This window comes from Prosthecochloris marina (assembly GCF_003182595.1).
In the GTDB taxonomy this organism is placed as follows: domain Bacteria; phylum Bacteroidota; class Chlorobiia; order Chlorobiales; family Chlorobiaceae; genus Prosthecochloris; species Prosthecochloris marina.
The window spans coordinates 165438-190424 of record NZ_PDNZ01000001.1; the positions used below are offsets into that span (position 1 = coordinate 165438).

The 24987-nt window shown below is 47.1% G+C and carries 21 protein-coding genes; 3 read left to right on the forward strand and 18 right to left on the reverse strand.

The genetic code is table 11. The features are described 5' to 3' along the window. Positions 1–14 precede the first annotated feature (14 nt). The 13 genes from CR164_RS00790 to CR164_RS00850 all read right to left on the reverse strand — a co-directional run bounded on the left by CR164_RS00790 (position 15) and on the right by CR164_RS00850 (position 15048). A complete protein-coding gene (locus CR164_RS00790) occupies positions 15–3158 on the reverse strand; it encodes an efflux RND transporter permease subunit (RefSeq protein WP_110022010.1) in 3144 nt (1047 codons plus the stop codon). Between the two features lie 39 nt (positions 3159–3197). Then, complete coding sequence (locus CR164_RS00795; protein ID WP_110022011.1) at positions 3198–4355, reverse strand: efflux RND transporter periplasmic adaptor subunit; 1158 nt, start codon at positions 4353–4355, stop codon at positions 3198–3200. Between the two features lie 3 nt (positions 4356–4358). Beyond that, a complete protein-coding gene (locus CR164_RS00800) occupies positions 4359–5756 on the reverse strand; it encodes an efflux transporter outer membrane subunit (RefSeq protein WP_110022012.1) in 1398 nt (465 codons plus the stop codon). A gap of 58 nt (positions 5757–5814) precedes the next feature. Continuing rightward, positions 5815–6447 carry a TetR/AcrR family transcriptional regulator gene (locus CR164_RS00805; protein ID WP_110022013.1) on the reverse strand — a complete coding sequence of 211 codons (633 nt, stop codon included), beginning with the start codon at positions 6445–6447 and terminating at the stop codon, positions 5815–5817. Between the two features lie 64 nt (positions 6448–6511). Further along, entirely contained in the window at positions 6512–6814 is a 303-nt protein-coding gene (locus CR164_RS00810; RefSeq protein WP_161953464.1) for a TetR/AcrR family transcriptional regulator, read from the reverse strand. A gap of 186 nt (positions 6815–7000) precedes the next feature. Next, entirely contained in the window at positions 7001–7270 is a 270-nt protein-coding gene (locus tag CR164_RS00815; RefSeq protein ID WP_110022015.1) for an RNA recognition motif domain-containing protein, read from the reverse strand. A gap of 211 nt (positions 7271–7481) precedes the next feature. Beyond that, on the reverse strand, positions 7482–8834 hold the full coding sequence (locus CR164_RS00820; protein ID WP_110022016.1) for a radical SAM/SPASM domain-containing protein: 1353 nt from the start codon (positions 8832–8834) through the stop codon (positions 7482–7484). A gap of 3 nt (positions 8835–8837) precedes the next feature. Continuing rightward, positions 8838–9863, reverse strand: coding sequence for a hypothetical protein (locus CR164_RS00825; RefSeq protein WP_110022017.1), 1026 nt, complete (start codon positions 9861–9863; stop codon positions 8838–8840). Between the two features lie 291 nt (positions 9864–10154). Further along, positions 10155–11843 carry an AMP-binding protein gene (locus CR164_RS00830; RefSeq protein ID WP_110022018.1) on the reverse strand — a complete coding sequence of 563 codons (1689 nt, stop codon included), beginning with the start codon at positions 11841–11843 and terminating at the stop codon, positions 10155–10157. 35 nt (positions 11844–11878) lie between these two features. After that, positions 11879–13234, reverse strand: a complete 1356-nt coding sequence (locus CR164_RS00835) for a uracil-xanthine permease family protein (protein WP_110022019.1) — start codon at positions 13232–13234, stop codon at positions 11879–11881. A gap of 189 nt (positions 13235–13423) precedes the next feature. Next, positions 13424–14353 (reverse strand): cache domain-containing protein, encoded by a 930-nt coding sequence (locus CR164_RS00840; protein WP_110022020.1) that lies wholly within the window; start codon positions 14351–14353, stop codon positions 13424–13426. Between the two features lie 112 nt (positions 14354–14465). Beyond that, a complete protein-coding gene (locus CR164_RS00845; RefSeq protein ID WP_110022021.1) occupies positions 14466–14879 on the reverse strand; it encodes a type II toxin-antitoxin system VapC family toxin in 414 nt (137 codons plus the stop codon). Continuing rightward, positions 14830–15048: an AbrB/MazE/SpoVT family DNA-binding domain-containing protein gene (locus tag CR164_RS00850; protein WP_110022022.1), complete on the reverse strand. Its 219-nt coding sequence runs from the start codon at positions 15046–15048 to the stop codon at positions 14830–14832. Before CR164_RS00850 ends, CR164_RS00845 begins: the two co-directional genes overlap by 50 nt. A gap of 284 nt (positions 15049–15332) precedes the next feature. On the opposite strand from CR164_RS00850, the gene CR164_RS00855 reads away from it, so the two are divergent. From CR164_RS00855 to CR164_RS00865, 3 genes are all read left to right on the forward strand, one after another. Then, complete coding sequence (locus tag CR164_RS00855) at positions 15333–16637, forward strand: KamA family radical SAM protein (RefSeq protein ID WP_110022023.1); 1305 nt, start codon at positions 15333–15335, stop codon at positions 16635–16637. Positions 16638–16892: 255 nt separating this feature from the next. Further along, positions 16893–17843: a DNA glycosylase gene (locus tag CR164_RS00860; RefSeq protein WP_110022024.1), complete on the forward strand. Its 951-nt coding sequence runs from the start codon at positions 16893–16895 to the stop codon at positions 17841–17843. Between the two features lie 21 nt (positions 17844–17864). After that, on the forward strand, positions 17865–18689 hold the full coding sequence (locus CR164_RS00865) for a M48 family metallopeptidase (protein ID WP_110022025.1): 825 nt from the start codon (positions 17865–17867) through the stop codon (positions 18687–18689). Between the two features lie 93 nt (positions 18690–18782). On the opposite strand, the gene CR164_RS00870 is transcribed toward CR164_RS00865, so the two are convergent. From CR164_RS00870 to CR164_RS00890, 5 genes are read right to left on the reverse strand one after another with little or no spacing between them, the layout of a single operon-like run. Beyond that, a complete protein-coding gene (locus CR164_RS00870; RefSeq protein ID WP_110022026.1) occupies positions 18783–19613 on the reverse strand; it encodes a formylglycine-generating enzyme family protein in 831 nt (276 codons plus the stop codon). 24 nt (positions 19614–19637) lie between these two features. After that, complete coding sequence (locus CR164_RS00875; RefSeq protein WP_239994414.1) at positions 19638–21254, reverse strand: AAA family ATPase; 1617 nt, start codon at positions 21252–21254, stop codon at positions 19638–19640. Beyond that, complete coding sequence (locus tag CR164_RS00880) at positions 21251–22870, reverse strand: Hsp70 family protein (RefSeq protein ID WP_110022028.1); 1620 nt, start codon at positions 22868–22870, stop codon at positions 21251–21253. Before CR164_RS00880 ends, CR164_RS00875 begins: the two co-directional genes overlap by 4 nt. Then, a complete protein-coding gene (gene grpE / locus CR164_RS00885; protein WP_110022029.1) occupies positions 22854–23426 on the reverse strand; it encodes a nucleotide exchange factor GrpE in 573 nt (190 codons plus the stop codon). Before grpE ends, CR164_RS00880 begins: the two co-directional genes overlap by 17 nt. After that, positions 23420–24784, reverse strand: a complete 1365-nt coding sequence (locus tag CR164_RS00890) for a hypothetical protein (RefSeq protein WP_110022030.1) — start codon at positions 24782–24784, stop codon at positions 23420–23422. The genes grpE and CR164_RS00890 overlap by 7 nt, the downstream gene beginning before the upstream one ends. Positions 24785–24987: the final 203 nt, after the last annotated feature.

The following is a 24987-nucleotide window of genomic DNA, read 5'->3' on the forward strand; positions in this document are numbered from 1 at the left end:
ACTACTCCTGCTCCTTATCCTTGTTTCCTGTTTTGATTGTTTTTGTAAAGGATGCGGGACAACTCGCCTCTCATCATCATAATATTGAAATCATGACTGAGGCTGATCAGTACCGGAACAATAAAAAGCGTTATCGGTGCGGTGAAAAGTACGCCCCACGCAATCGAGATCGCTGCAGGTATCAAATACTGCGCCTGTTCGGAAGTCTCGGAAAGCAAAGGAGTCAATCCACAAACCGTCGTTACCGTGGTAAGGATGATTGCCCGAAAACGGCTGCCGCCCGATAGAACCAATGCGTCCCCGACAGAGGTTCCGTCACGATGCATTTCGTTGAATCTGGTCAGCAATACAAGACTGTTATTGACAACAACACCCATAAGAGCAAGCATGCCGAAAAAAGAAACGATACTGAGCGGAAACCCTGACACAGCATGCCCAATGGTTGCACCGACAAAACCAAACGGAATCACGGACATAATCACCAACGGTTGCCAGTATGACTTGAGCGGCACAGCAAGAAGAGCGTAAATCAGAATTAAAATCATAACAAAGACCCCTTTCATGTCTCCCTTGATTTCCCCCATTTCTTCCAGCTCGCCCGCCCCCCTGATAGTCAGACCCGGATAAAGAGAGGTGAGTTCAGGAGCTATGGTTGCTTTGATCATCCGAAACGCTTCACCAGAACCGATACGATCCCTGTCGAGTGAAGCGCTTATCTGTACCACCCGCCTTCCATTGTGACGATGCATCGACGAAGGAACATATCCGGTCTCAATCGTTGCTACAGAAGTAAGCGGCACCAGCACTCCTCTATTTGTCCTGATCTGCATATCAAGCATATCGAGCATATAACGTCTTTTCTGTTCCTTGTACGTAACCAACACCTTCACTTCATCGTCCATGCGCTGAAGTCGCTGGATCTCAAGACCACCGAAAGCATCGCCGACCTGATGAGCCAGATCTGCAGTGGTAAGACCCAGATGCTGAGCCTCAGGCTTAAGATGCAGCATTATCTGCGGCTCTCCCTGCCTGAAGTCATGCCGGATATTGTAAAGCCCATCGATACGGTATAAGGCCATGGTAAACCGTTCAACCGCATCACGTAGTACCGCCTCATCACGTGCGCCCAGTTCGATAATAAATCCGCCGCCTGTTTCGAACGACCCGCTGAAGCTTAATTCTTCAGTCCCTTCGAGTGTTCCAACCCGTTCACGCCAGCGACGCAGTGTTTCCAATGTTTCAAGTTTGCGGCTCTTTTCATTTTGAAGTTCAGCGTATATTTCCGCCTTGTATGGCCCGGTCATTGCTGTCATAATACGGGCTATGGGAGGTTTATCGCTCTGAAACTCTTTCATTGTTTCGACATTCAGAGCTTCAGCAGCTTTTTCGATGGTGGTGACGTTTTTCATTGTCAGCCCCGGAGAACTGCCGCTTTTCATCGCCATGTTTACAGCAATGATCTGCCCGGGAACTTCAGGAAAAAAAACCGTCCGCACCCATCCGTTGAAAATCATCGAGATAACACATACAGCGACGGTGAGAAGAATCACCATCGTAGCGAAGCGATTGCGTAATGCCATGCGCAACAACGGCTGATACCCCCTGTTGTTCAGAAAAGACAAAAAATCGGAATTAACTGACTGAATACGCTGCCATAGGCGGAATTTTTTTTTATGAGCATGCATGCCGTCAATACGAACCGCTGCAAGATGGGCCGGCAAAACAAGTTTGCTTTCAATAAGCGATACAAGAAGAGCAACAATGACAACAAGAGAAATATTGGCAAAGATTTTTGCTATTTCGTTGTCAATCAAAAGCAGAGGGTAAAAAGCGGCTATGGTGGTAAAACATCCGAATACCGTTGCAGTGGATACACGTTTTACCCCCTGGATGGTCCCTTCAACCGGGTTTTTATTCATGCTTCTTGTTTCAAAAACACTTTCGCCGACAACTATTGCATCATCCACCAATATTCCAAGAACAACGATCATACCGAATGTCGTAAGATCGTTAAGGGATGTGCCGATAAACCGATCTCCCATGAACACAACAGTACCTGCGAGAGAAATCGGAACGCCCATTGCCACCCAGAATGCCAACCTGAAATCGAGGAAAACCGCAAGCAGAACAAAAACAATCAACAGCCCCTGCCACGCATTGGTTGCAAGCAGGGCTAACCTTGCCTTCATATAAACACTGTACTCTCCCCATATATCAACTTCCACTCCTTCAGGAAGCTGTGGACGGATGTTTTCCAGGATCTCATGAGCCGCATCGCTTACCGCTATCAAGTGCCCTTTCTTGCTTGTAAAAACCTGCATACCGACCGAAGGTTTTTGCTGAAAACGGGCAAAGAGATTTTCTTCTTCAAACCCGTCGATAACGTTTGCTACATCCTTGACCTGAATCCTTGTTCCATCGGACAGGGTCAACAATGGTATGGAAGCAAATTCGGTGTAGTTAAAGGCTCTCCGGTCTGCCCGGATCACCACATTGCCAGCTTCGCTTTTCAGCTTTCCTGTGTGGTAATCCAGAGAGGCATTTTCAATCGCATGGCTGACATCATCGATTGCAATACCATAGGCCTGAAGCTTGCTATCATCGACTTCTATACGAATCTCATAAGGCAACAAACCAAAAGGAGTCATCTTTGTAATAGCGGGGTGCTCCTGCAGGGCAGCTTTAACACTACGTGCCACTTTTTGCAGAGTATAGGTGTCAACATCGCCGTAAACCTGTACAAGCAAAGCTTCAACGTTGAATTCATCCCTGGCCACTACAGGGCGTTCGGCCAGTTGAGGAAAACTGCCGATAGCATCGACTCTTGCTCTTATCTCGTTCTGAAAACGGTTCATATCGAAACCGCTCACTTTTTGAACCATAAGGGTCGAAAGATCCTCTTGGGAAACTGACGAGATCTTCTTGATGCCGGGCATGCCCTCCAGCGCTTTTTCAATCCTGCGCGAAACCCCTCGATCCACCTGTTCGGCACTGGCTCCGGGATACACGGTTGTTATCGATACCGATGTAGGAGGTAAAGCTGGAAACCCTTCAATCCTGATTGACTGGAGTGAAAAAAAACCTGCAACAAGAACCAACAGCATCAAAAGATTCGCAGCCACGGGATTCCTGACAAACCAGGACGATAACGCATGCATCGTTTTTACCCTCTACTTTTTTTACCCTCTACTTATTCATTAGATCGGCCGGACAGCCAAACCACTGACAAAACTCGAGTTTGGTGATACAACTACCCTCAGAGGCCCTTCCATGTTTTTCGGAACAGAGACATATATCTCCCCTTGCCCGTAAAACACCGGCTCAGGTTTTCGAGCCTGCAGCCTGTTATCTTTATCCACGAACCATACAAATCCTTCTTTGGTCAGTGATGCTTCGGGAATGCGTAATAAATCAGGTATATCCTTTCCGGTCAATTCAACCCGAACGAACGCTCCGGGCAACAGAGGTGATCGTTGCTCAAAAGGCTTGTTCACCTGCATAAAAATCGTCCGCATGCGTGATTCACGAACCAGACGGCGACTGTCACGCACAACTTCAGCCCTCCATTCTGCATGCTGATAAGAATCTTTCAATACGACCTCGGTACCGAATATCGATTCCGGCAAAAGAGCCCATTGGTCAGGATTGAGCCGAACCGACACCTCAACAGTTTCCATGCCGAACAACGTAGCCACTTCATCACCGGCGAACAACGATTCCCCGGGATTAACGTTTCGCTGCATAACGACAGCATCAAACGGAGCACGAATTTCCGTATCTGCAAGCAACCTTTCAGCATGCACAAGTGCTGAACGGGCTGCATCCAGCTCAGCTCGCGCAGCCTTCAGTTGCGGTTCACGAAATACCAGCGGAGAAGCGGGTTCACCCTTTATTCCCGATCTCTGCCAATTCTTTTTTGCCTCTCGGGCCTCTCCTTGTGCCGTCAACAAATTGACCTTAGCCACTGCCAGACGATTTTTCGCTTCGGCAACAGCCATATCATAATTGCTCTTTTCAACTTGTAAGAGCAATTCACCTCGTGTTACAGTGCTCCCTGCATACAGCTTTTCCGAAAAAAAGACAATCTGTCCTTCAACCTGCGTCTTGACAGTAGCTTCGCATAACGGGACAACCTCCCCAAACACGGTAATAACAGCCGAATAAGTGCCCGGCTCAATTCGCTCGACAGAGACAGGCATTCCCCTTTCCTTCGTATCAGCTTTCCCGGCAGCGCTTTTTTCCGGAGGTTTCGATGACAGCGCAACAACGACAAGAAAACCACACACCGCCACCACCACCAGAAATCCCCATAACCGTTTCTTTTTTTGCCATGTATGCCGTTTACAAAAAGACATCGTTCAATGTTTCTGTACATGATTGGAAAAACCCTGCCCTAAAGCCAGAGACATCTCGATCCGGTTACTTAACCTCCTGGCATCCACATCGTTCAAGCGCAGTCTTGCCGCAACCTCCTGCTCTTTCGCCCTGAGCATGTCCTGTATATTGTCCAGCCCCTGACGATATCTCTCTTCATGATAGCGGCTGCTTTTTTCAGACTCCCTGACCGCGATCCTGAGCGCATGAGACTGGATTTCGAGCTCCCGCTCGTTGCTCAAGGCATCCTCCACTTCCTTCAACGCACGAAGGACTGTTTCATACAATTCCGCCAATTCAGCTTCAACCTCGACTTTTCGTGCACGTGATTCGTTAATAATCCGCCCGCTTTCAAACAAAGGTTGAAACAATGACCCAAGAACACCCCAGTAAGGAGCTGAACCGGCAATAGCATTTAGACTGGCTGACTCCTTGAAAATCTTTCCTGATAGACTCAATTGCGGGAGCATTGCTTTTTCTGCTGAACGTGAAAGATGTTGCGCCGATATTACCCGTTCAAGAGCCACCCGTATATCCGGACGTTTCAGGAGCGTAACAGCGGGAATTTCAACGTGAGGATGGGCAATCGAGGGTAGCTCTTCATTCGAGAGCAGTTGTCCTGTCGGATATCTCCCCAACAGCACCTCCAGTGACCGTATTGACCGGTGAAAAGCTGCTTTTTGCTCACTTATATCAGCTCTGGCAACCTCTGTACAGCTTTTCGCGTCCGATAATTCACCAAAAGTTCCGACACCGCTTCTGTACCGTTCAACCGCAACCTCTTCGATACGCTGCAAAAAACCGAGGCGTTTTTTTTCCATTGCCAATGAACGGCGAACGGCAGCCAGCTCAACCCACATTTGAATAACGCGGGCGGCCAGCGCATCTCTTGCGTGCAGATAATCGTGTTCCTGAGCATAAAACGCATGTTTCGATGCAGCATGTTCATCCGCCAGCCTCCCCCAGAGATCAATCTCCCAACTCACCCCAAGAGAAACCCTGTATTTATCTTCATGTATACGTTTCCCGGTCAATGCATCCACTCCCTGGTCACTCTTTTCCCGGGAAAAATCGATATCTGCACGGGGCAGCAATTTTGATCCCATGCCACTTAGTAAATAATTTGAAGCCCTCAAACGAAGAGCCGTTGCCTTGAGGTTCGGGTTACTGGAAACCGCTTCGTTAACCAACACACGTAAGCGCTTGTCGTCGAACAGATCGAGCAAACCCGAAGTTACCGGCAACCTTTCTATCGGGAAATCAGTTTTCCATGCGGCAGGAAGATCTTCAGGAAGTTTTGTTTCAGGAAATTTCCGTATGCCTGAGCAGGCAGTGATGAAAATTAAACTGGCCGCAAGCAATACTGTGACAGGCTTTTTCATCGCCCAAGTTTTCTTATGTCATCACAAAACGCATCGTGCTCTTTCCCGGTGCTTTTCATCATTCATCGATAGATGTTTTCACTGTTTGAACCACAGTATTGAACAGTTCTTTGGTAAGCAGATTCCCCTGCTTGAAATGGCCGGTCAGATTTGGTGCAACGGAATCAATCAAAAGCCTGTACTCGCCAAACGTATCAACCAGCCCTATGAGCACAATTACCGCATAAAGCACCTTTGGATCATCAGGCGGTTTACCAGCAATTTTTCCAATGATCTCTGCCATGAAACTCACTTGAGGCTTGAAATACTTTTCAACAACCTCCCCGAAAACGCTGCTCGGCTCCCAACATTCACGAACGATGATATCATTTTCCCAATTTTTTACCGGCCTCTGATCATGCCATTTCAACGACTCGTTGATAATGGTATACAGCGCCTCGTATGGTTCGAGTTGCAACAGCTCTTCGCGGTTTTTTGGGGAAAAAGAAGCCTTGGTACATGCCGTCAAAAGAGCTTCCCGGTAAAGGGCCTCCTTTGACCTGAAATGGTAGTTCAGCGCACTGAGATGCGTCTCTGCATTCTGAACTATATCTCTTACGGTCACGCCGTTGAAACCTTTCTCGGCAAACAGTCGGCCTGCCGCATCAACGAGCCTTTCCCTTGTTTTTTCCGAACTTTTTGTCGATCCCATATTTCAATTTTCGACTGGTTTGAACAAATCTTGTTGTGCAAAAAACCTTGCAAAACTTTTTTCCTCACAAAAATCTATCATCCTGAATTTTCAACTGTAAATTCACAATGTATAACGCCCTGTGCGGTTCGAGCTGCAACAAGGCCTCCCGGTCTTTTTGAGAAAAAGAAGCTTTCTCGCATGCCCTCAAAAGCGCCTCCCTGTAGAGAGCATCCTTTGACCTGAAATAATAGTTCAGCACGCTGAGATGTGTATCGGCTTCTTCAAGAACATCTCTCACCGTCACTCCGTAATACCCTCTTTCGGCAAACAGCCGAAGAGCCGCCTCGACGAGTTCCTCCCTTGCCTTTTCCGAGCTCCTTGACATAGCTAAAATTTTCCTTTGAGCTCTATATACAAAAACGAACAAACGTTTCAAACACTTGTTCGAAAAAAAATATACAAAGTGACATTTTTCCCCGAAAAACAGAGAAAAGATGATTAATCGTGCCAAAAAAAAGCCGCTTGTGCAGAAGCACAGCGGCATTGGTCTATCTCAAGAAATATCCTGTTTTCAGTAGCGAGGCCTTGCCGGTCTTTCTTCGCGAGGTCTTGCCTGATTGACCCTTATAGGACGACCATTTAATTCAGCATCATTCAAAGCATCGATAGCAGCATTAGCCTCTTCATCGTTAGGCATTTCAACGAATCCGAAACCCTTGGAACGGCCAGTGAATTTATCGGTGATGATGTTCGAGCTGGAGACTTCTCCGAATTCGCCAAATGCATCACGCAATTGATCTTCTGTTACACCGTACTCCAGGTTGCCAATATAAATGTTCATGTTCTTACCTCATGGTAATTTGTGCTTTGATCAAAAGAGAAACGCCATCAAATAATCAAAAGCACAAATCACCTGAAAGCGTTCAGCCAACCATTGACTAACGCAATAATATAATTTTTTGCAGAAATGAATTCAAAAAGAAAAAAAGGGAACGTTGCTTTTTCATTATCGCTAAGAAGTCATGAAACAGAGGGTTACGCATATAGTATCTTCAAAAGGTATGTACACTTTTTTCAAGATTTGCCAGGTGAAGAAGATGTTCCTGAAGATAGTATTTCCAATTACAACATGCACGGTTTTCCTCCTCGTACCTGCTGCGAATGTTCAGTTCCGGACACCCTCCCATACAGATCGGTAGCATAGTACAGGAAGCACATTGTGATTCCTCGTCGAAAGGCAGAAAATCATGCCACTTGTTTATTCGGGCATTGAGGTGAAGCCCCTTGCGATCAATGTGTCCTACAGAATGCTCATGGCGGCCGAGATCGAGCCAGCATTTGTACAACTCGCCTGACGGTCCGATAACGTAAGAGTCGGGGCCGACAGCGGTACACACACTTTCTTTCAATACAGGATATTCCTCCACAACTTGAAAACCGCCGTTGTTTATCCCCTTTTTTATAAGCTCGAGCTGAAGCTTGTAAAAAGATACATTGCTGAGACAGTCTCCGCTCTGGCATGAAGACGTGTAGGAGCGGACAGGAGAAAGGTAAAATGCAACCCGTCCATTGTCATCGAGAATCCTTTCTTCAAGCAGGATTTGTTTCAATTGCATTACTGAAGATGCATTTGCTTCATTGACGTTCATGCGTATGCTGAAACGAAGCAAATCACGGCTATTTTTGATATTCTGCAGAATACGGTCAAAGGTTTCCTGCCCGTTTTTCAGCATTCGGGTTTGATCGTGAAGTTCTCCGGGACCATCAAGGGTAATCTGGGCCAACGAAACGTTACATGCAGCAAGGCGTTCGGCAGTTTCCCGATCCAGCAGATAACCATTGGTTATAATGTTCGCCGAATATGGAATATCGCTGTTTCTGCAGGCCGTTATGATCTTGCCTGAAAGAAATTCGAGCGCGCTGAAACTTTCCCCCAACAACGGTTCTCCCCCGTACCAGGTAACATGCATGCTCCTGTACCTGCCTGAAGCAAGAGTTCTATCAATATATGCAGCTACATCATGCTGAACCCGGTTGGGCATTATCGAATAATCCGTATACTCGTAACAGTAAGGGCACGCAAAATTGCAATCAACCGTAGGAGCTATTGTCAACCCGAGATGGTTGCGTGCGTTTTTACGCTGCTCGAACCGGTTTGTTACAACCGTGCTTTCGGCAGATGGATCCGGCACGAAAAAACCTTTCTGACGCATTTCAAAGGCAACAGCCCTTGTCTGATCGCTGAAATTCGACGTATCAGTCTCCGCATGAAGCGATTCAACCAGTTCAAGAGCATCGTTATAGAGTGATGCACGAAGACGCCCGAAACAAAGAGAATGCGTATTGAAAAGCAAGACGTCATCCCCGTCAGGCACAATCACGTTATACCGGGATGGATACAGCATACCTCAGCAAAGCCCCGTACAGGCCGGAGCTTTCGGTGGACAAAAACCCGTTTGATCACAGTCCTTTGCCTGTAAGACAAGCCGTCCGAGATTAAAAGGAATGCCCGAAGCTGCAATCATAAAACGCCCTTTACCGGCATCGAGCAGAGAACACAAAGGTCCGCGGTAGAGCATGTCAGAACGATCGAGCATACAGCCGCTGTTGCGAACAGGATCAAAAACCAGACACGGTAAATTCACCAGACCCGGTTCCGGTTCTTGTTCGTCTGTCGCCAGATCATAACAATTGACATCACTGAACCCAGCCGCCGCAACCAGAACATTTTTATTGTTCTGCTCGCAAAGTTTGTTTGGCGCCTTACAGTCACAGCCGGTGTTTCCGGCAACGCAATCACAACTCAGCGTTCCCCCGGAACACGAAGAAAGAGTGGCACCATGGCAACAGTCATCGTTGGATGTAGCGCCGGAAAATGTTGCTGACGGAACCTTTATCCAGGACAGGACCGGCTCGAAAATACATGCCCTCGAGTTGGTGAAACAATGTTTTTGCTTTACCTCGGAAAAACAGCAGGCCAGCTTGTTTCTATAGGTTGCTGATGGAAACAGTGGATCGTTTTTTTCCAACCATCCGACGAGCCAGTCGAGAGACTTCATTCTCTCGACATGAAACGAAGTTATTCGTCCAGTCATCGACGCCAGAGCAGTACGCTCTTTTCTGCCGGCCCCAAACCTGGCCATATTGACGATTTCAGCCGGTTCCTGATAGGCCCTCAAAAACTCTACTGCAGAAAGAACAGCACCATGCAACCCGGTCGAGTTTTTTTTCCCAGCCTCTTTCACCGTCTTTTCATATTGCCCGGCAGCCTGCTTGAGCTCAGCATCAGCAATGTCGGTAAATGCTCTGTACCATTCGACCAAATCATGAAAAACCTGTTGTAACGCTTTGGGGCCGAGAGGCTGATCTTTTTTCGGCAATGCAGAAATTGCACTCGACAAATTCACCCAATTGAGCAGGATAGCGTTAGACATGGATACCTCCGTTCAAATTGATTATGCAAAAGAGACCACACTACCTCTCCCCTCTTGGAAATCAAGTCAAAACTGTAATACTTGCCTGAGGGTTATGGCCAAGCTTTACATTCAATGTAAGAACAACAGCATAAATAACGTAAAAAACCTTTTTTGCTATAGACCTCGCTCTGATGAACGGCTCAATTCGAACGTTTCACATACTGCCCGGGAGCAACAACTCCTTGAATGACAGAACCATATTGTTCAATTGCTGAAAGAAAACATGCAGTGCAAAATCGCCGGGAGTTCTCAGGATACCTCTCGACAATGCTCCTCGACGAGCTCACGTCGCAATACCTTGCCAACCAGAGATTTTGGCAGACTACGTGTGAAAGAGAAAAATTTCGGGATCTTGTAAGCAGCCAGCTCCTTTCTGCAAAACTCACGCAAGTCTTCGGCATCGAGCCGAGCCCCCTCACGCAGCACGACCCACGCTTTAACAGCTTCCCCCTGATAGCTGTCAGGTACGCCGGCAACCCCTACTTCACGCACATCCGGGTGTGCTGCGATGACCTCCTCGACATCCCTTGGCCAAACCTGAAACCCGCCCGGCTTGATGAGATCTTTCTTTCGGTCAATAATGAAAAGATAGCCGTCATTATCGAGGTAACCGAGGTCACCGGTATAAAGCCAGCCATCCCGGACGGTTTCCATGGTCTCGCCAGGGCGCTGCCAGTACTCTTTCATAAGCTGTGGAGCACGCATGATCACTTCCCCGACCTCTTTTGGAGGTAACTCACACTTCCCGTCGTCTTGATCGACGATTTTAATTTTCACATCCGGAGCCGGTATGCCGACCGAACCTTCTTTATAGGTACCCAGAACAGGGGTCAGAACAGCTCCTATCATTGATTCGGTCAGAGCGTAGGCATCTATGATTCTCCCCCCTGTCAACTCCTCGAAACGTTTCTTCGTTTCGAGCAACAGTGGAGCCGCACCGGAAACACAAAGCTTCAGAGAACTAAGGGCCTTACGATCTTTTTTTACGCCTGGATGATCGGCAAGGGCGTTAAACAATGTCGGAACGCCGGGGAGAACGGACGGCCTGTACTTTTTGATCGTAGCGACAAGATCGTCGAGGTCACGGGGATTGGGTATCAACACAAAAGGATATTCATCGACTAAAGCAGCCCCGAGTATGCCGACCTGAGCGTAAACATGAAAAAGAGGCATATTGATCATGACGATATCGTTGCCCCTGTCAAGCACAACACTGAACCAACGGGCAATCTGCATACCGCTGATAATCAAAGCATGGTGGGTACAGACAGCGCATTTCGGCATTCCTGTCGTTCCACCGGTAAAGAGAAACAACGCCGGATCGGTCGGAAGCGTCGAAATATCGGGTTCCGGCAACCCCAGATGAGTTTTGATCATATCACAAAAGAGAAGATCATCCTCATGAAGCGTTACCGCGTGGCCATCTTTCTTTTCTTTGAAAAGGGTGAAAAGAATTTTTTTAAGTGGAGAAAGATACTCCTTGATGTTACTCGCTACGACTTTTCGCAAACTGGTAGAGGGGATTGCCGACCTGACCTTTTCGTAAAAAGGAGTCAGAACAATCGCTATTTCCGCACCGCATTCATTCAATGCATACACAAGTTCATGCTCGGTATAAAGAGGATTCATCGGAACAGCGACAGCACCTGTTTTCCAGATCGCCAGTTCGGAAATAATCATTTGGGGAGAATTCGGCACAAGCAAAGCGACCCTTCCTCCTTTTTTCAATCCTGCAGCCTGAAGCGCCAGTGCGAATGCATTGCTTATCCGCTCAAGTTCCCCCCAGGTCATCGAGGCACCCTTGAAAAAAAGTGCCGGGCATTGCGGTATTTTACGAGCCCGTTTGCGTACGATATCGACAATGGTGTGAAGAGGATAAGGTTGGAGTGAAGGAGGGACCCCCTCATCATAATGCTTGATCCATGGTTCTGCAGCCATATATTATTTTTTGTTTGATTGAAAAAGGTGATACCTCAACCTGCAGTGTGCTTCAAGCTCGTAAACAGTCTGTCAAGATTCAGAACCTGATGCAGAATCACAGCAAGAATTGTCGTGGTCGGCAGAGGATCGGTGAAAAACATTTTCACCAGTTCGGGGGCACGCGCATAGAGCTCGGGAAGAAAAGCCGTACTCAATCCGAACATCAAGGCAATACCCACGACGAACGTTTTTCGGGGTCCCCACTCTTCGGCAAACATTTCGAGTAAACCGGTACAGATCATAAAACATCCGGCAAAAATGATAGAAGCGCCCAAGACCGGTTTGGGCATGAGCGTCAGGGCCACGGTCAGTTTAGGACAAAAAGCAAGCAGAATAAAAATAATTCCTGCAGCAACGCTTATCCAGCGGCTCAACACTTTGGTGGAACCGGCGAGCCCTATATTGCTGGAGGATGTATCTACCGCCATTCCTCCCAACAAACCTGCAAGCGCTGTTGAAAAACCGTCTGCGAGCAGTCCTTTCCTGATAGGCACATAATCAACCGATTCACGTTCAGGTTCAGGTTCAGAGATTTTCTGCGCGGCGAGAAGATTACCGAAAGATTTTAAGGAACCACTGACAGCGATAATCACAAAGGGAACAAGAAGACCGGTATCGAAAGTAATGTGTCGAAACTCCGGCCCCGCTGAAGGGAGAGCGAAAAGAGGTATTTCTGCAATCCTGATGAGGCTATGCAGGTACTTCGGCTCCAGCACAACGGCAAACACCCATCCTGCAATCATCCCAATCAGCAAGCAGTATATCTTAACGAACCCTTTCCCCCAGAGATTACTGAGCACCATGACCATAAGAGACATCATTCCGATAACGATATCCTCCGCTCGAATTGCATCTCCTTTGTACTCCAGGCCGAAAAGAGATGTAACGGACATCTTGATAACGCTCACTCCAACCATGGCTACAACAAGCCCGACAATGAACTTCGGAAAAACACGTTTCAACTTCTGAACAACCGGTGAAAGCGCCATTTCAATCAAACCGGCAATAAGAATCATTCCGCGCATCAGGGGAAGTCCCCCCATCCAGGCGGCTGAGAGCGAAACACTGAAATAGGATGGTCCACAAACATTCGGGCACAGATAACCGGAACCGATAAACGGAAGTCCAACCGACTGTACGATCGAGCCCAAACCAGCAGCAATCATGGAAAAGGTAACCAGCGTTGCACCGAACTCGGAAGTCTCACTGATCTGGGAAGTAAAAATAATCGGTAGGGCGACCGAAACAAACATCAACAGCACATGCTGAATGGAGAGAACGATTAAATGCCCGACTGGAGGTACCTCGTTGACCGCATACTCGAGAGCTGAATCTTTTTCCGATGTCATAAAATTACCGGTTAAAAACGAACATCTAAAAAACCATATAGCCTTCAAATCAAAAAACTTACAAAAACATCACAATATCAACCCGATTGCAGACAGTTATTGGTCATGTCCATCCTTGTTTCATCATGCAGCTCTCCCAACGATGAAACCATCCACAAACAATCTATCTCTGCTCCACTGCCCGATGACTCATGGTGGCTGTGGAAGATCGGTAACCGCACCAACATATACCAGCTTACCGTCCAGAAACGCCTTTCGAAGGTAAAGGCTTTTTTTTATCAAGCCACGCTGGTATCTGCTTTTTGCAAGAAAAACTTCCCATGTCGCCTCTTTTTCATTCAGTCGTTTCAATGCTTTTTCAAAAGGCCGGTGTCCGGCTTCATCAACACAATCGACAATGTTCCTTTTCTGAAATTGCTTATTCACAACCGGTGAAATCAATGCGGTACCATCCGCATGAAACACAAAAACACGGACGTCTCGGTAATTATACTCGGAAAAAGGATCGGCGATCGATGAGATAGCCGATGCTCCTTCACGGTTTATGCGTTCGACAGCATCATCAACGATAATTCTGATAAACTCTTTTTCTTCATGAGGATAATCAATTCCCCCCCCGATAAAAAAATCCTTGCCATCGATGGAAGTAACCTTGAAATGACAAGAAGATTTAGGAACAGGATAAAATTTCCCCGGTTCCCACCAAGTATAATGAACCCACCCATGACGGTTATTCGGATTTTCAATAGCCCTCAGGATAAGCTTTGTTATCTGCTTGCCGTTTTTGTCGGTAACATCGAGAAGGTTCTTACCCTCCAATTCCGGCATTCCGCCATGAAAGAGGTTCGTGCCATCGAGAGAATAAATATAGAGGTAATAGTCGGGAGTAGTATACTTCGTGAGGTTATCCTTGAACTGGTCGATGCCCTGAATACCCTCATTTTGCAGAACAAGAGAAGCATCATAGACAAAACGAACAAGATCCCTCGTATCACGGTACAGGTACATTCCGAGACCGAGGTCTGGATATTTGCTTTGACAACCCGAAGTTGAAAAAAGAAAAGCCGAAAAAAGAAAAAGGGAAAGCTGACGACAAATCCTTCTGCTCTGGAATTTCATAGATGCAAACTTCTGCTGTTGCCAAACCCTCTGGTCACTAAGGCTTTTAGCCGAATAGGAATATAGATACAAGGAAACGATTTACTCAATCCGTCAAGAGGAAAAAGAGAACTCAGTCTTTTTTTTTCGGATAATACTTTACGTCAGGAAAATCTTTAAGAAACGGATCCTGAGTCCAGACCACCGCATGATTGAGCTGAGCTGTAGCAAGTGTGATCCCGGGAGAAAATGGAAGATTGTGTTTGGCGCTCAAACGCGCAGCCAGCACTGCTACAGCATCCGTGAGGTCAACGGATTGAGATTGCTGCATGAAAGCCACGACCTGAAGCGCTTCAGCATCACTCATATTTTTCATGACATAGGAAAACACCTCATAAAAACAGAGAGTCGGTACGATAACCTTATCCATATCACGAAGCGCTTCAAGAAAGTAGGAAGCATAGGGGCCATCATTGAAAAACTCTATCCAGCCGGAACTATCCACAAGATTCATAGCCCCCCTCCGGACCACTGGACCTCGTCTCATATTTCTTTAGAAACCCTCTCATTTCATGCGCCTCTTTATGTGGAATAAGCTCGATACGTTCTCCGTATTGAACAACCTGAATTTTCTGTCCTGGAACGAGCTTCAGCGATTCCCTGATTTTTCGAGGTATCACAACCTGAAATTTTGGTGAAATAGTAACCTGTTGCATAGAAAAGCAAGCATTATCGTTCAAAAAAGCGTAATACGACATAATTTAGAAACAAATTATCGTAATACGAAACACTAATCGATAAACAATCATGGTAAAAAACACCTTTATAACATCCTCATCCATCGAACCTTATGAGTTTTGGTTTATTGACCCAATAATTGTACATATATGTACAGATTACCTCGTAGGTATCGAGGAGTCTTGTTTAATCATACAGGTTAGAGCTTTACAATTCCTTTTACGCTCTGCCGATATTTTAGCAACCATCAAAAGCAGTTGTTATGCTGAAATATCGCTCATACGCAGCACATAATCTTCACACACTCCCTCAATACGGAGAAATACCGGAAGAGCAGCTTCACGTTGTCAAAACCGTTGCCGCCGTCTATCCGTTTAGGGTGAACAACTACGTTACAGAAAACCTTATCGATTGGTCGAACATCCCGGATGACCCTATGTTCAGATTGAGCTTTCCTCAAAGCGAAATGCTTGATCCTGTAGATTTTGAACGAATATCCGAACTTGTGCGAAGAGAAGCTGAACCGGAAGCGATCCAACAAGCTGCGAGGGAGATACAACTCTTGCAGAATCCCAATCCTGCCGGGCAAATGGAACTCAACACTCCTCGCATGAATGGCGACTTTCTTCACGGCATTCAGCACAAATACAGGGAAAGTGTTTTGTTTTTCCCGTCCGAAGCCCAGGTTTGCCACGCTTATTGTACGTATTGTTTCAGATGGCCTCAATTTTCAGGTCTTGAAAATCTTAAATTCGCAAACAACGACATCAACCTGCTGGTCAACTATCTTCAGGAGCATCCTGAGGTAAAAGACATTATTTTTACCGGTGGTGATCCAATGGTGATGAACACCGGCTTGATAAAAAAATATATCAAGCCCCTCTTGAACATCCCTACCGTAAGAACCATCAGGATCGGCACAAAAGCACTGAGCTGGTGGCCTCATCGATTTACCTCCGATCACGATTCCGACGAATTGCTTCATTTTTTCGAAGAGGTCGTCTCCTCCGGCAAACATCTTGCCATAATGGCGCACATCAGCCATCCTAGAGAAATCGAAACATCCATAGCCATTGACGCCGTTCGGCGTATTCGGTCAACCGGGGCTGTCATACGCAGTCAATCACCAATCGTTCGACACATCAATGATGATGTAGGCACCTGGGAAACCATGTGGCAAAAACAGCTTCAGGAGGGCATCATACCCTATTATATGTTCCTGGAAAGGGATACCGGAGCCAAACACTATTTTGAAGTCCCTCTTGCTCAAGCAGTCGAAATATTCAATAGCGCTTATCAAAAGATGTCGGGACTCGGCCGCACCGTACGCGGACCATCGATGTCCTGTTCACCGGGCAAAATTATTGTTGAAGATATCCTGGAAATCAATGGAGAAAAAATATTTGCCCTCAAGTTCACTCAAAGCCGAAATCCCGAGTGGACGAACAAGTTATTCTTTGCCGAATACAGCGAAACAGCTTCATGGTTAGATGACCTTGTTCCCGCATTTGGTCATGAAGAATTCTTCTTTGAAAAAGAAATGGAAGCCCTTTACTCTTACTGTTAACAACAGCTGAAGAGAAAGTAAAAAAAGCCAAAACAACTCATCACAAAAAAGTTGTTTTGGCTTTTTTCATTAAAGAAAAACAACTAAAGAACCATAAAAACAAAAAGAATAAAAAAATAAAAAAAACAGAAATAAGCACCACGAATAATAAATAAAAGTTTATACAAAAGATACCAAAGACTTATTTTAAAATAACTTAATACTAATAGAGCAAACAAATTATAACCAAAAAAAACTCTCATATATCGCACAGTAATGACGCAAACAGAAAAATTAAAAACAGTAAAAAAAGATTTGAGGTCCATCGACATTGAGGGATCTTTATTCAGCGGACAATGCTTTAGATGGGATTATCTTCGTAATGGAAAACAGATATATTTTGGCGTAATAGATGACAATATCTTCATCATAAAAAAGGCTAAACAAACAAGCTATACCATTACAACATCAAAAAACTTTTCACATGATGAAGCATTTCATGAATTCATGAATAACTATTTTTGTCTCGATATCGATCCAAACGAACTCTTCCCTGTCGAATTCAGTGAACGCTATCCTGGAATATGGAAGCTCATAAAGCCTTATTTAGGGTTGAAAATTCTACGGCAAAATGCATTTGAAACCCTGATAACGTTCATGTGCGCACAGGGACTTGGCATGAAAATCATACGGAGACAGATATCGTATCTGGCAAAAGAATATGGTGAACAATACACCGTGCCCCTAGAGGGTAAACCCTTTATATATTATGGTTTTCCCTCTCCGGAAACCCTTGCGGGAACAAACCCTGAATCTCTCAGGCTTTGCACGAACAACAACTGTATACGGGCGAAAAACATCATCGATGCGGCAAAGAGTGTTGCGTCGGGTGTACTTGATCTGGAATGTCTCAAAGACCCTGAAATGCCCCTGGAAACTGCCAGAAAGCGTCTTTGTGCCCATTCGGGGATAGGTTATAAAATAGCCGACTGCATTTTGCTGTTCGGACTGCATCGTTTCTCGGCATTTCCCATAGACACGCACGTAAGGCAGTATCTCGCATCATGGTTTTCAGTCGGTGATGCGTTACAAACATTGACCCAAAAGAATTATCTTTTTCTACAGGATCAGGCCTTACGCCTATTGAAACCTGAATTTGCCGGTTTTGCCGGACACATACTTTTCCACAGCTGGAGAAAAGAGATTAAACATCTGACAACCTACTAATCCCCAATCACTCATGCTGCCATGACAAGAAAAAGCTCACCCGTTTTAAAGCAGAGCAGAATCATTGCACTGCTTGTTACAGCAATGTTTCTCGGTTCCTGTGCAACCGTTCCGGTGACCGGGCGTTCACAGCTCAATATCGTTCCCGCTTCATCGATGCTCTCTTTGAGTAACGAACAATACAATGAGTTTCTGAGAAAAAACAAGCGGAGCCAAAACAGTGTCGAAACCGCAAGGGTAAAGCGGGTTGGCCGCAAGCTGAAAACTGCAGTTGAACAGTACTTCCGTCAGCGTGGTCTCTATTCCGAACTGAGAAATTATTCATGGGAATTCAACCTTATAGAAAATAAATCACCAAATGCCTGGTGCATGCCCGGTGGAAAAATCGTCGTTTACACCGGCATCCTTCCCTATACAAAAACCGATGCAGGACTTTCCGTGGTTATGGCCCATGAAATCGCCCATGCCGTAGCAAAACACGGCAATGAACGCATGAGCCAGATGCTTTTGACCCAAATGGGTGGAATGGCTCTCAGTAGCGCCTTACAATCAAGTCCAAAAAAAACACGCAGTCTTTGGTTGACAGCGTTCGGTGTCGGCTCACAGGTTGCCCTCGTTCTCCCCTACAGTCGCCTGCACGAGTATGAAGCTGACAAGATTGGCCTGATCTTCATGGCAATGGCCGGTTACAACCCGAATGAAGCTGTAAGCTTCTGGCAAAGAATGTCGAAAAGTTCAAAAGGAGGCAAACCACCGGAGTTTTTAAGCACTCACCCGTCCGATGCATCCAGAATCCGCCAGATTCGAAACGCGATACCGGATGCGATGAAATACTATAAAAAGTGAACCGCTTGGCATCACGATCCCTGAATTGTGAATCCAGGTACGGTGAACACGTTAATCTGTTTTGTTTGGCTTACTCATACAAAGCATCGCCTGTCACGAAAGGCGTTTCACGATTCGAAATCCTCTGAAATCGTTGAGCGCTCCCGGAACGCAAAAACTTCTTTTCGAGCACCGAAACGACAATGAATCGCTATAGCGCCAGCAGCTCCCCCGTTCATGGCGCAAAGATCCTTCATCAGGCCCTTCTGGGTTTTCCCGTGAACCGGTCTCAGGATATCGTTCCCCGTACCAGTCGGCACACCATTCATAAACATTACCACTCTGGTTCCATGTACCGTAACCGGATACCCCATCTGGATAGCCATAGACTTCACTTGTCGGATCCTGCAAACGGTTGCTCCTGTTTCGGCACTTGTCTTCGTCCCAATCGTCACCCCATGGATAAAGATACCCCTGTAGCCCTTTTGCGGCTTTTTCCCACTGTGCTTCAGTCGGCAGCATACATCCTGCCCACTCGGCATAGGTTTTCGCATCATCCCAGTTAACGCAAACAACCGGATGTGTGGCGAATTCTTCAGGGAATGTGTCTCCCTGCCAGACACTCACCGCGTCGATCCATGCCCCTTGGCTTGGTGCCCGATGACCTGTAGCATCGATAAAAACCTTGTATTGTCGATTCGTCACCATATACATTCCGATATAGTAAGAATCCAGATAGACGCTATGCTTACCACAATCCTCATCAAGCCCGTCCCCCATTTCAAATTTACCGCCAGGGACAAGTACCATAGGTGATGCATCGACGTTATTGACGACAAGTGGCGGCAGACTATGCTTTTGGGTGTACAGTGAACGCCTTCGGAGTTCTGCAAGGAGCCTCTCCAGTTCAATACTCCTCTGTTCTTTCGTTGATCTCTTTGTCATGTGTCTCATTCTGACTTGGTCCTGTCAATCAAGACGCGGGCGGCTTTCGGGGATGCTTTCAAGGTCTACTTTTTCACCTGAAAGATTATCGGAAGCATTGCGCACCAGCCCTTGATCAACCATGAGCCGCAGTGTTTCAATATGTTTTTCATGGGATTTTGCCAAAGGAACCATTTCTCTTGCGGCAGCAAGCAGGTCATCGGTATCGATCTCCCGCCGGTTATCACGAAATGCCGGAAACATGGCATCATTGACCAGGGCTTGCAGTTCCGCACCGACAAATCCTTCAGTCATCTTTGCGACCGCATCGAGGTTGAAGCGTTGAGATATCATGCTAATGCCCTGCTGTTTAAGATGCACCTCGAGAATTCTCGTTCTCTCGGCTCTTGTCGGCAAATCAAGAAAGAAAATCTCATCAAAACGTCCTTTGCGGAACAATTCCGGAGGAAGCCGGTCAATATTGTTCGCCGTCGCGAATACAAACACAGGAGCACTCTTCTCCTGCATCCATGTAAGGAAGGTTGCCAGAACACGGCTGGCCGTACCACTGTCCCCGGTTGAACCGGCAAAAGCCTTCTCTATTTCATCTACCCAGAGAACGCAGGGGGCTATCACTTCGGCAATTCGTATTGCCTCGCGAATATTGCGTTCACTCGATCCAAGAAGCCCGCTGAAAACCGCGCCGACATCCATGCGCAACAACGTCATCCCCCAATGCCCTGCAGTAACCTTGGCGCAGAGACTTTTTCCTGTACCGGGTATCCCGACAAGAGCGACGCCTTTTGGTGCTGACAAACCATAATCCCGAGCTTCCTGACTAAAGGCTTCCTGCCTTTCATCAAGCCATTTTTTCAGCGCTCCCAGCCCCCCGACATTGCTCATCATACCGGTGTAGGGATATAATTCAAGAGCACCACTTTCACGGATGATGTGCTGTTTTTCATTCAACACCTGCCTGACTGCACGCTCATCAAGTCCACCTTTCCCGGCAAGCACTATGGCCTTACGAAATGCCCGTCCAGCCTCGACGACCGAAAGCCCGAGCGCGCTCTCAACAAGCCTTTCCATCAGACCGGGTGATACGTTTCTGAGTGCGTTGCTCGAAGAGGAAAGACGCTCGAGGAGCTCTCTCATCTGTTCAGTCCCGGGTTTGCCGACATCGATTGCCGGAATATCCTGTCGAAGCTCAACCGGCAGGTTGCGCTCAGGGCTTGTCAGGATAATATTGACAGGCTGCTCCCGTGCAGGAAGACGGGCCGAGAGGTTGCGAAGCATACGCAACACGGATGGACGATGCTCCCAGGCACGATGAAAATCTTTCAGGATAAATATGGCAGCTCCTTGATAATCATCGATGATGCCAAGCACCGTTTCCGGCGAAGCCAAGCGCTTACCGAATGGAACGGCCGGTTCTTTTATTTCGATAAACTGATCTCCGCTATCCCATGATATGAGCCCCATGCCTTCTTGCGGCCAATCATCGGCATGTGTCCATGCATCAAGGGTATGCATCGCATCCTCTTCGTCAATCGTCACTAACTGTAGAAGAGCGATACGAGCATTGATATTCAGTTTCAGCTCGTCGAGCCAGCCTTTCATCACAATCGACTTTTTTACACTCTCAGCCAGATTATTGTTCATAGCTTAACCACTGGAAAATTGGCAACAGGAAGAGGAATTCTGATCCCGTCCCTGAGCTGAATAAATGATTTGTTCCCCTCGAGATTGTCGCGCAACCAGAGTGTCAGGCGACGATGCTCATCGACTCCGAATCCTGCAATAAACCGTCGTTCACCAACCACAGAGGGGGGATCTGCATGAATGAATTCATGATCATCCGGATTGAGCGGTTTCTCCCTGGCCTCCTGTCTCATTTCCTCTCGCACGGGGCGAAGTCCTTCGGCACCGTTGACATAACTTATAACAGGTCGCTCCATGACTGAACGCTCGTATATGACAAGCCCAAGCACCTGCTGTGCATCACAGGCAGCTTTTATATATTTGCTTGTCACCGGTTTTTCAGTTGGATATGGCGTCCCGCGAGGCACTACCGGAACAAGCTCGAAATCACGCAGTTCGCGGTTCCAGCTCTTCATACAATAATCATGCGCCAGAGCCTGCTCGATCATTCCTCCTCCATACCGGCACGCACCAAGCGCCACTGCCTCGAATGGATTATCACCGTGAAGCTCGCTGTCAGGGAAATAGTCCCGGATTTTCTCATGAATACCCGGTAGCATGCTGCTTCCGCCAACGAGAAAAACTCCTTCAAGCTCCGTCTTGCGTATCCCCGCTCGGTCACGTGCCTGGTCAAGCGCACGATCGAGCGTCCGTACGATAATCTGGTAAAGGTTATGCTTGTTTGGCTCTCTTTGCTTTTCAAGCGCCTCTTGGAGCACCTCACGGGTTATGGTACAGTTGATCAGCAAACCGCTTATATCGTTGTACTGGCTGATCTCAGCTTTATCTTTTCCGTTGGAAATCGATATTTTTGCTTGTTCGATCTGCCGGAGCAGTGCAGACCCGACAACGGATATATCTTCATCATCCAGCCCTTCCCGCTTCTGTATATACTCCAGTAGCCAGTTATCGACCATGATCCCGCCGATTTCTTCTCCGGCTCGACCAAGCACCCTGCATCGCGTATTACCGGAAGCTGACAAATCTGTACGAACAACAGATACATCGAGGGTTCCACCTCCAAAATCAACGATACAATACGGTTTACGGTCGAGAATTTGGTCCAGATAACCCATGATACAGGCCGTCGCTTCATCGAGAAACCGGACGCCACCCGGGAAACGTTTCAAAGCAGCTTCCTGCAACCAGTCCAGGTAATGATCGAATGCCTCAACAGGAACAGTAACCACAAGTTCATCATCGAGATCACCATAATGGCCCCGCACGAACATCAAAATGTGATCAACAAGCTCGTCCGCTGCTTTTCGAGGGTAAATAACCTCCCCGTTGACACGACGACCTCGATTCGCTCCGCCTGTCCTCAAGACATCCATTTTCAACCAACGAAAAGTACCGGGATGGGTTGCCAAACCAGCCTCTTCGACCTGTGCACCGATCATTGGCATACTATTTTTTCCGTAATGAATCAATGAAGGGATAACTGTGGCATTCCCGCCTCGTCGTAAAGGATACGTTCTGGTTAGATTCGGCAGCATGACTGCCTCCCCTTTACAAAGAACTTCGTTCCAACGCACGACAACACTATTGCTGGTTCCGAAATCAAATGCCAGTGCCATCCGGTAGTTGCTCTTTTGTTATTTCTGAAACCTTTCTCACCATTGCTTTGCGTATCGTTCTGCCTTTGTAACGATATCCCGTAAACCTTACAACAACAGGTTCACTTTCTACGGGAATATCTGCATCGAGAAGGTGGTGAAGTCCGGGATCGAAAGAGGTTGTTTCTCCTACCGCACCGAATGCTTCAAACCCGAAATCATGCAGGGAGGCTTCAATTTTTATGGCAACGCTCAGTAAATCCGCCACTTTGATATTCCCTTCTTGCCGATAACGAGCTTGCATTGCGGACAGGTTTGCCAAAGGGCCCGCGATGTTTGTCATAACCTCTTCGAGTGCCTTTTCAATGCCGGCTTCAGTCAGATAAGTAGTACGCTCTCTTTCAAGACGAGATTCCCGACGAAGACGTTGCAGCTCGGCCTCTTTTTCCTGAAGCTCGACTTTCAGGAGAGCCGCACCCGAGTTGTTACCTTCCCTTTCCTTGCAAAGGAGCTTTTGCAGCGCTTTGTACATCTTTGTATCCAATGCTTCTTTTTCTGATATCTGAACACCTACCATTCAATCCCTGGTGCGTCTTCAGTTTCGACCGCCCCTTTTTGCGTAGCGTCATCATTTTCGTCAAGCGTAACGATACCGCGCAAAAAGTGACCCTGAAAGGTGGTCAAAATGGCAAGAAGTGTAAACAACATTTTATCGGAAGCATCTTCACTTTCGCCAAGTACCCGCATGCTGTCCAGAAAGAATTGACTGTCATCTATCGTTCCGGGAATGACAGCGTTGAATATACGTGCATCGATTCTGTCGTTTTTCCTGAGCCATACCACATGCTCATACTCCTCTTCCGGAAACTCACCCGGCAGATAAAGTCTTGCAGCAAGTTTTTCAAGCCACGATCCCGTTCTGGCTATATCACGAAGACGAGATTGCGAAATGCGTCCTCTTTTCGCGCTTATATAGATCGCCCCGGCCCTTACCATGGGATCGTCATATCCAAGTTCTGCCTGCAATTTTTCATCCGAAACCTCGCGCTTCTCCCAGAAGTGTATCATGTCTGTTGTACCAGCCGGAACCTCGTCCGATGCTTTGAAATTGAGTGAACAAAGTTCACGATAGAGGGCCACTGCTCGCTCGACCGTTTTCTTTCGGGAAGAGTCGTCAGGAAGGTTTCCGGTGTGCTCCCAGTAAGCAACAAGCTCAAGCATGTTTTGAAGCGTCATTCCTCTGACCTGCTCGAACAATCCGTCCTGATCACCGGAGATCTTGAGAGCTTCCAGCACAAGTTCCTGCTCATGCCCTCCGGCACCGGCAAGAACATAGGCTTTGACGAGGCGGGGGTCCAGATTTTTCAATACCGTACTGTTGATCCTGCGTTTCTGATCATCCGAAGCCATGATATATGCTTTCTCGAAGATTGAACAGTCAGGATCTTCAAGAACGAGATAACGCTCTGCATCTCCTTGCGCCAAACCGAAAAGAGCATCCATTTCAAGCCCTGGTGCATGCCTCGACTGGTTCGAGATCATCTCCGCAAGCACTTTGTCATCAAGCCGATGCCACAGTGCAAAAACCGTTCTGTCGCCTTCATCATCACGAGGCATAACACGCAGGGCATCATAAAGAACGTTTCTCAATGCTTCTGAACTCCGGGCCTTGTTCAAAAGGGTCGCATAACGTTGCCTTTTCCAGAAAGCCCATACGGCCGCATGCATCTCGTGCTTTGCTTTGCTGTCAATCGTCAGCAGCCTGCTCAAAATACCATCGGCCTCAGGATGCTCACGCCCGACCGCGTCAACCAGCACAACCGCCGCCTCGGCACTGCCGAAAGCAAATAACGCATCGACAGCTTTGCCCCTGCGACTCCGCCCAAGAAGAAAAGTGCCATTAAAAAGGCGTTTTTTAGCTTGTTCGAGGTTCATTGACCGATGTTCGTAACAGAACTGTTTGTTTTGCGAATGCATGAGGACGTTGCACCAGTAATCACCTGCATGATGATTTGTATAAAAAGAATTTTTCCGCAAAACCGCAATTTCCGGACACAGGAATTGTTTTTCCCATCACAAGTCATCCTTGCTTTATAATTCTTATATCTTATCCGGCCGCTCATTTCAAAGGAACAACA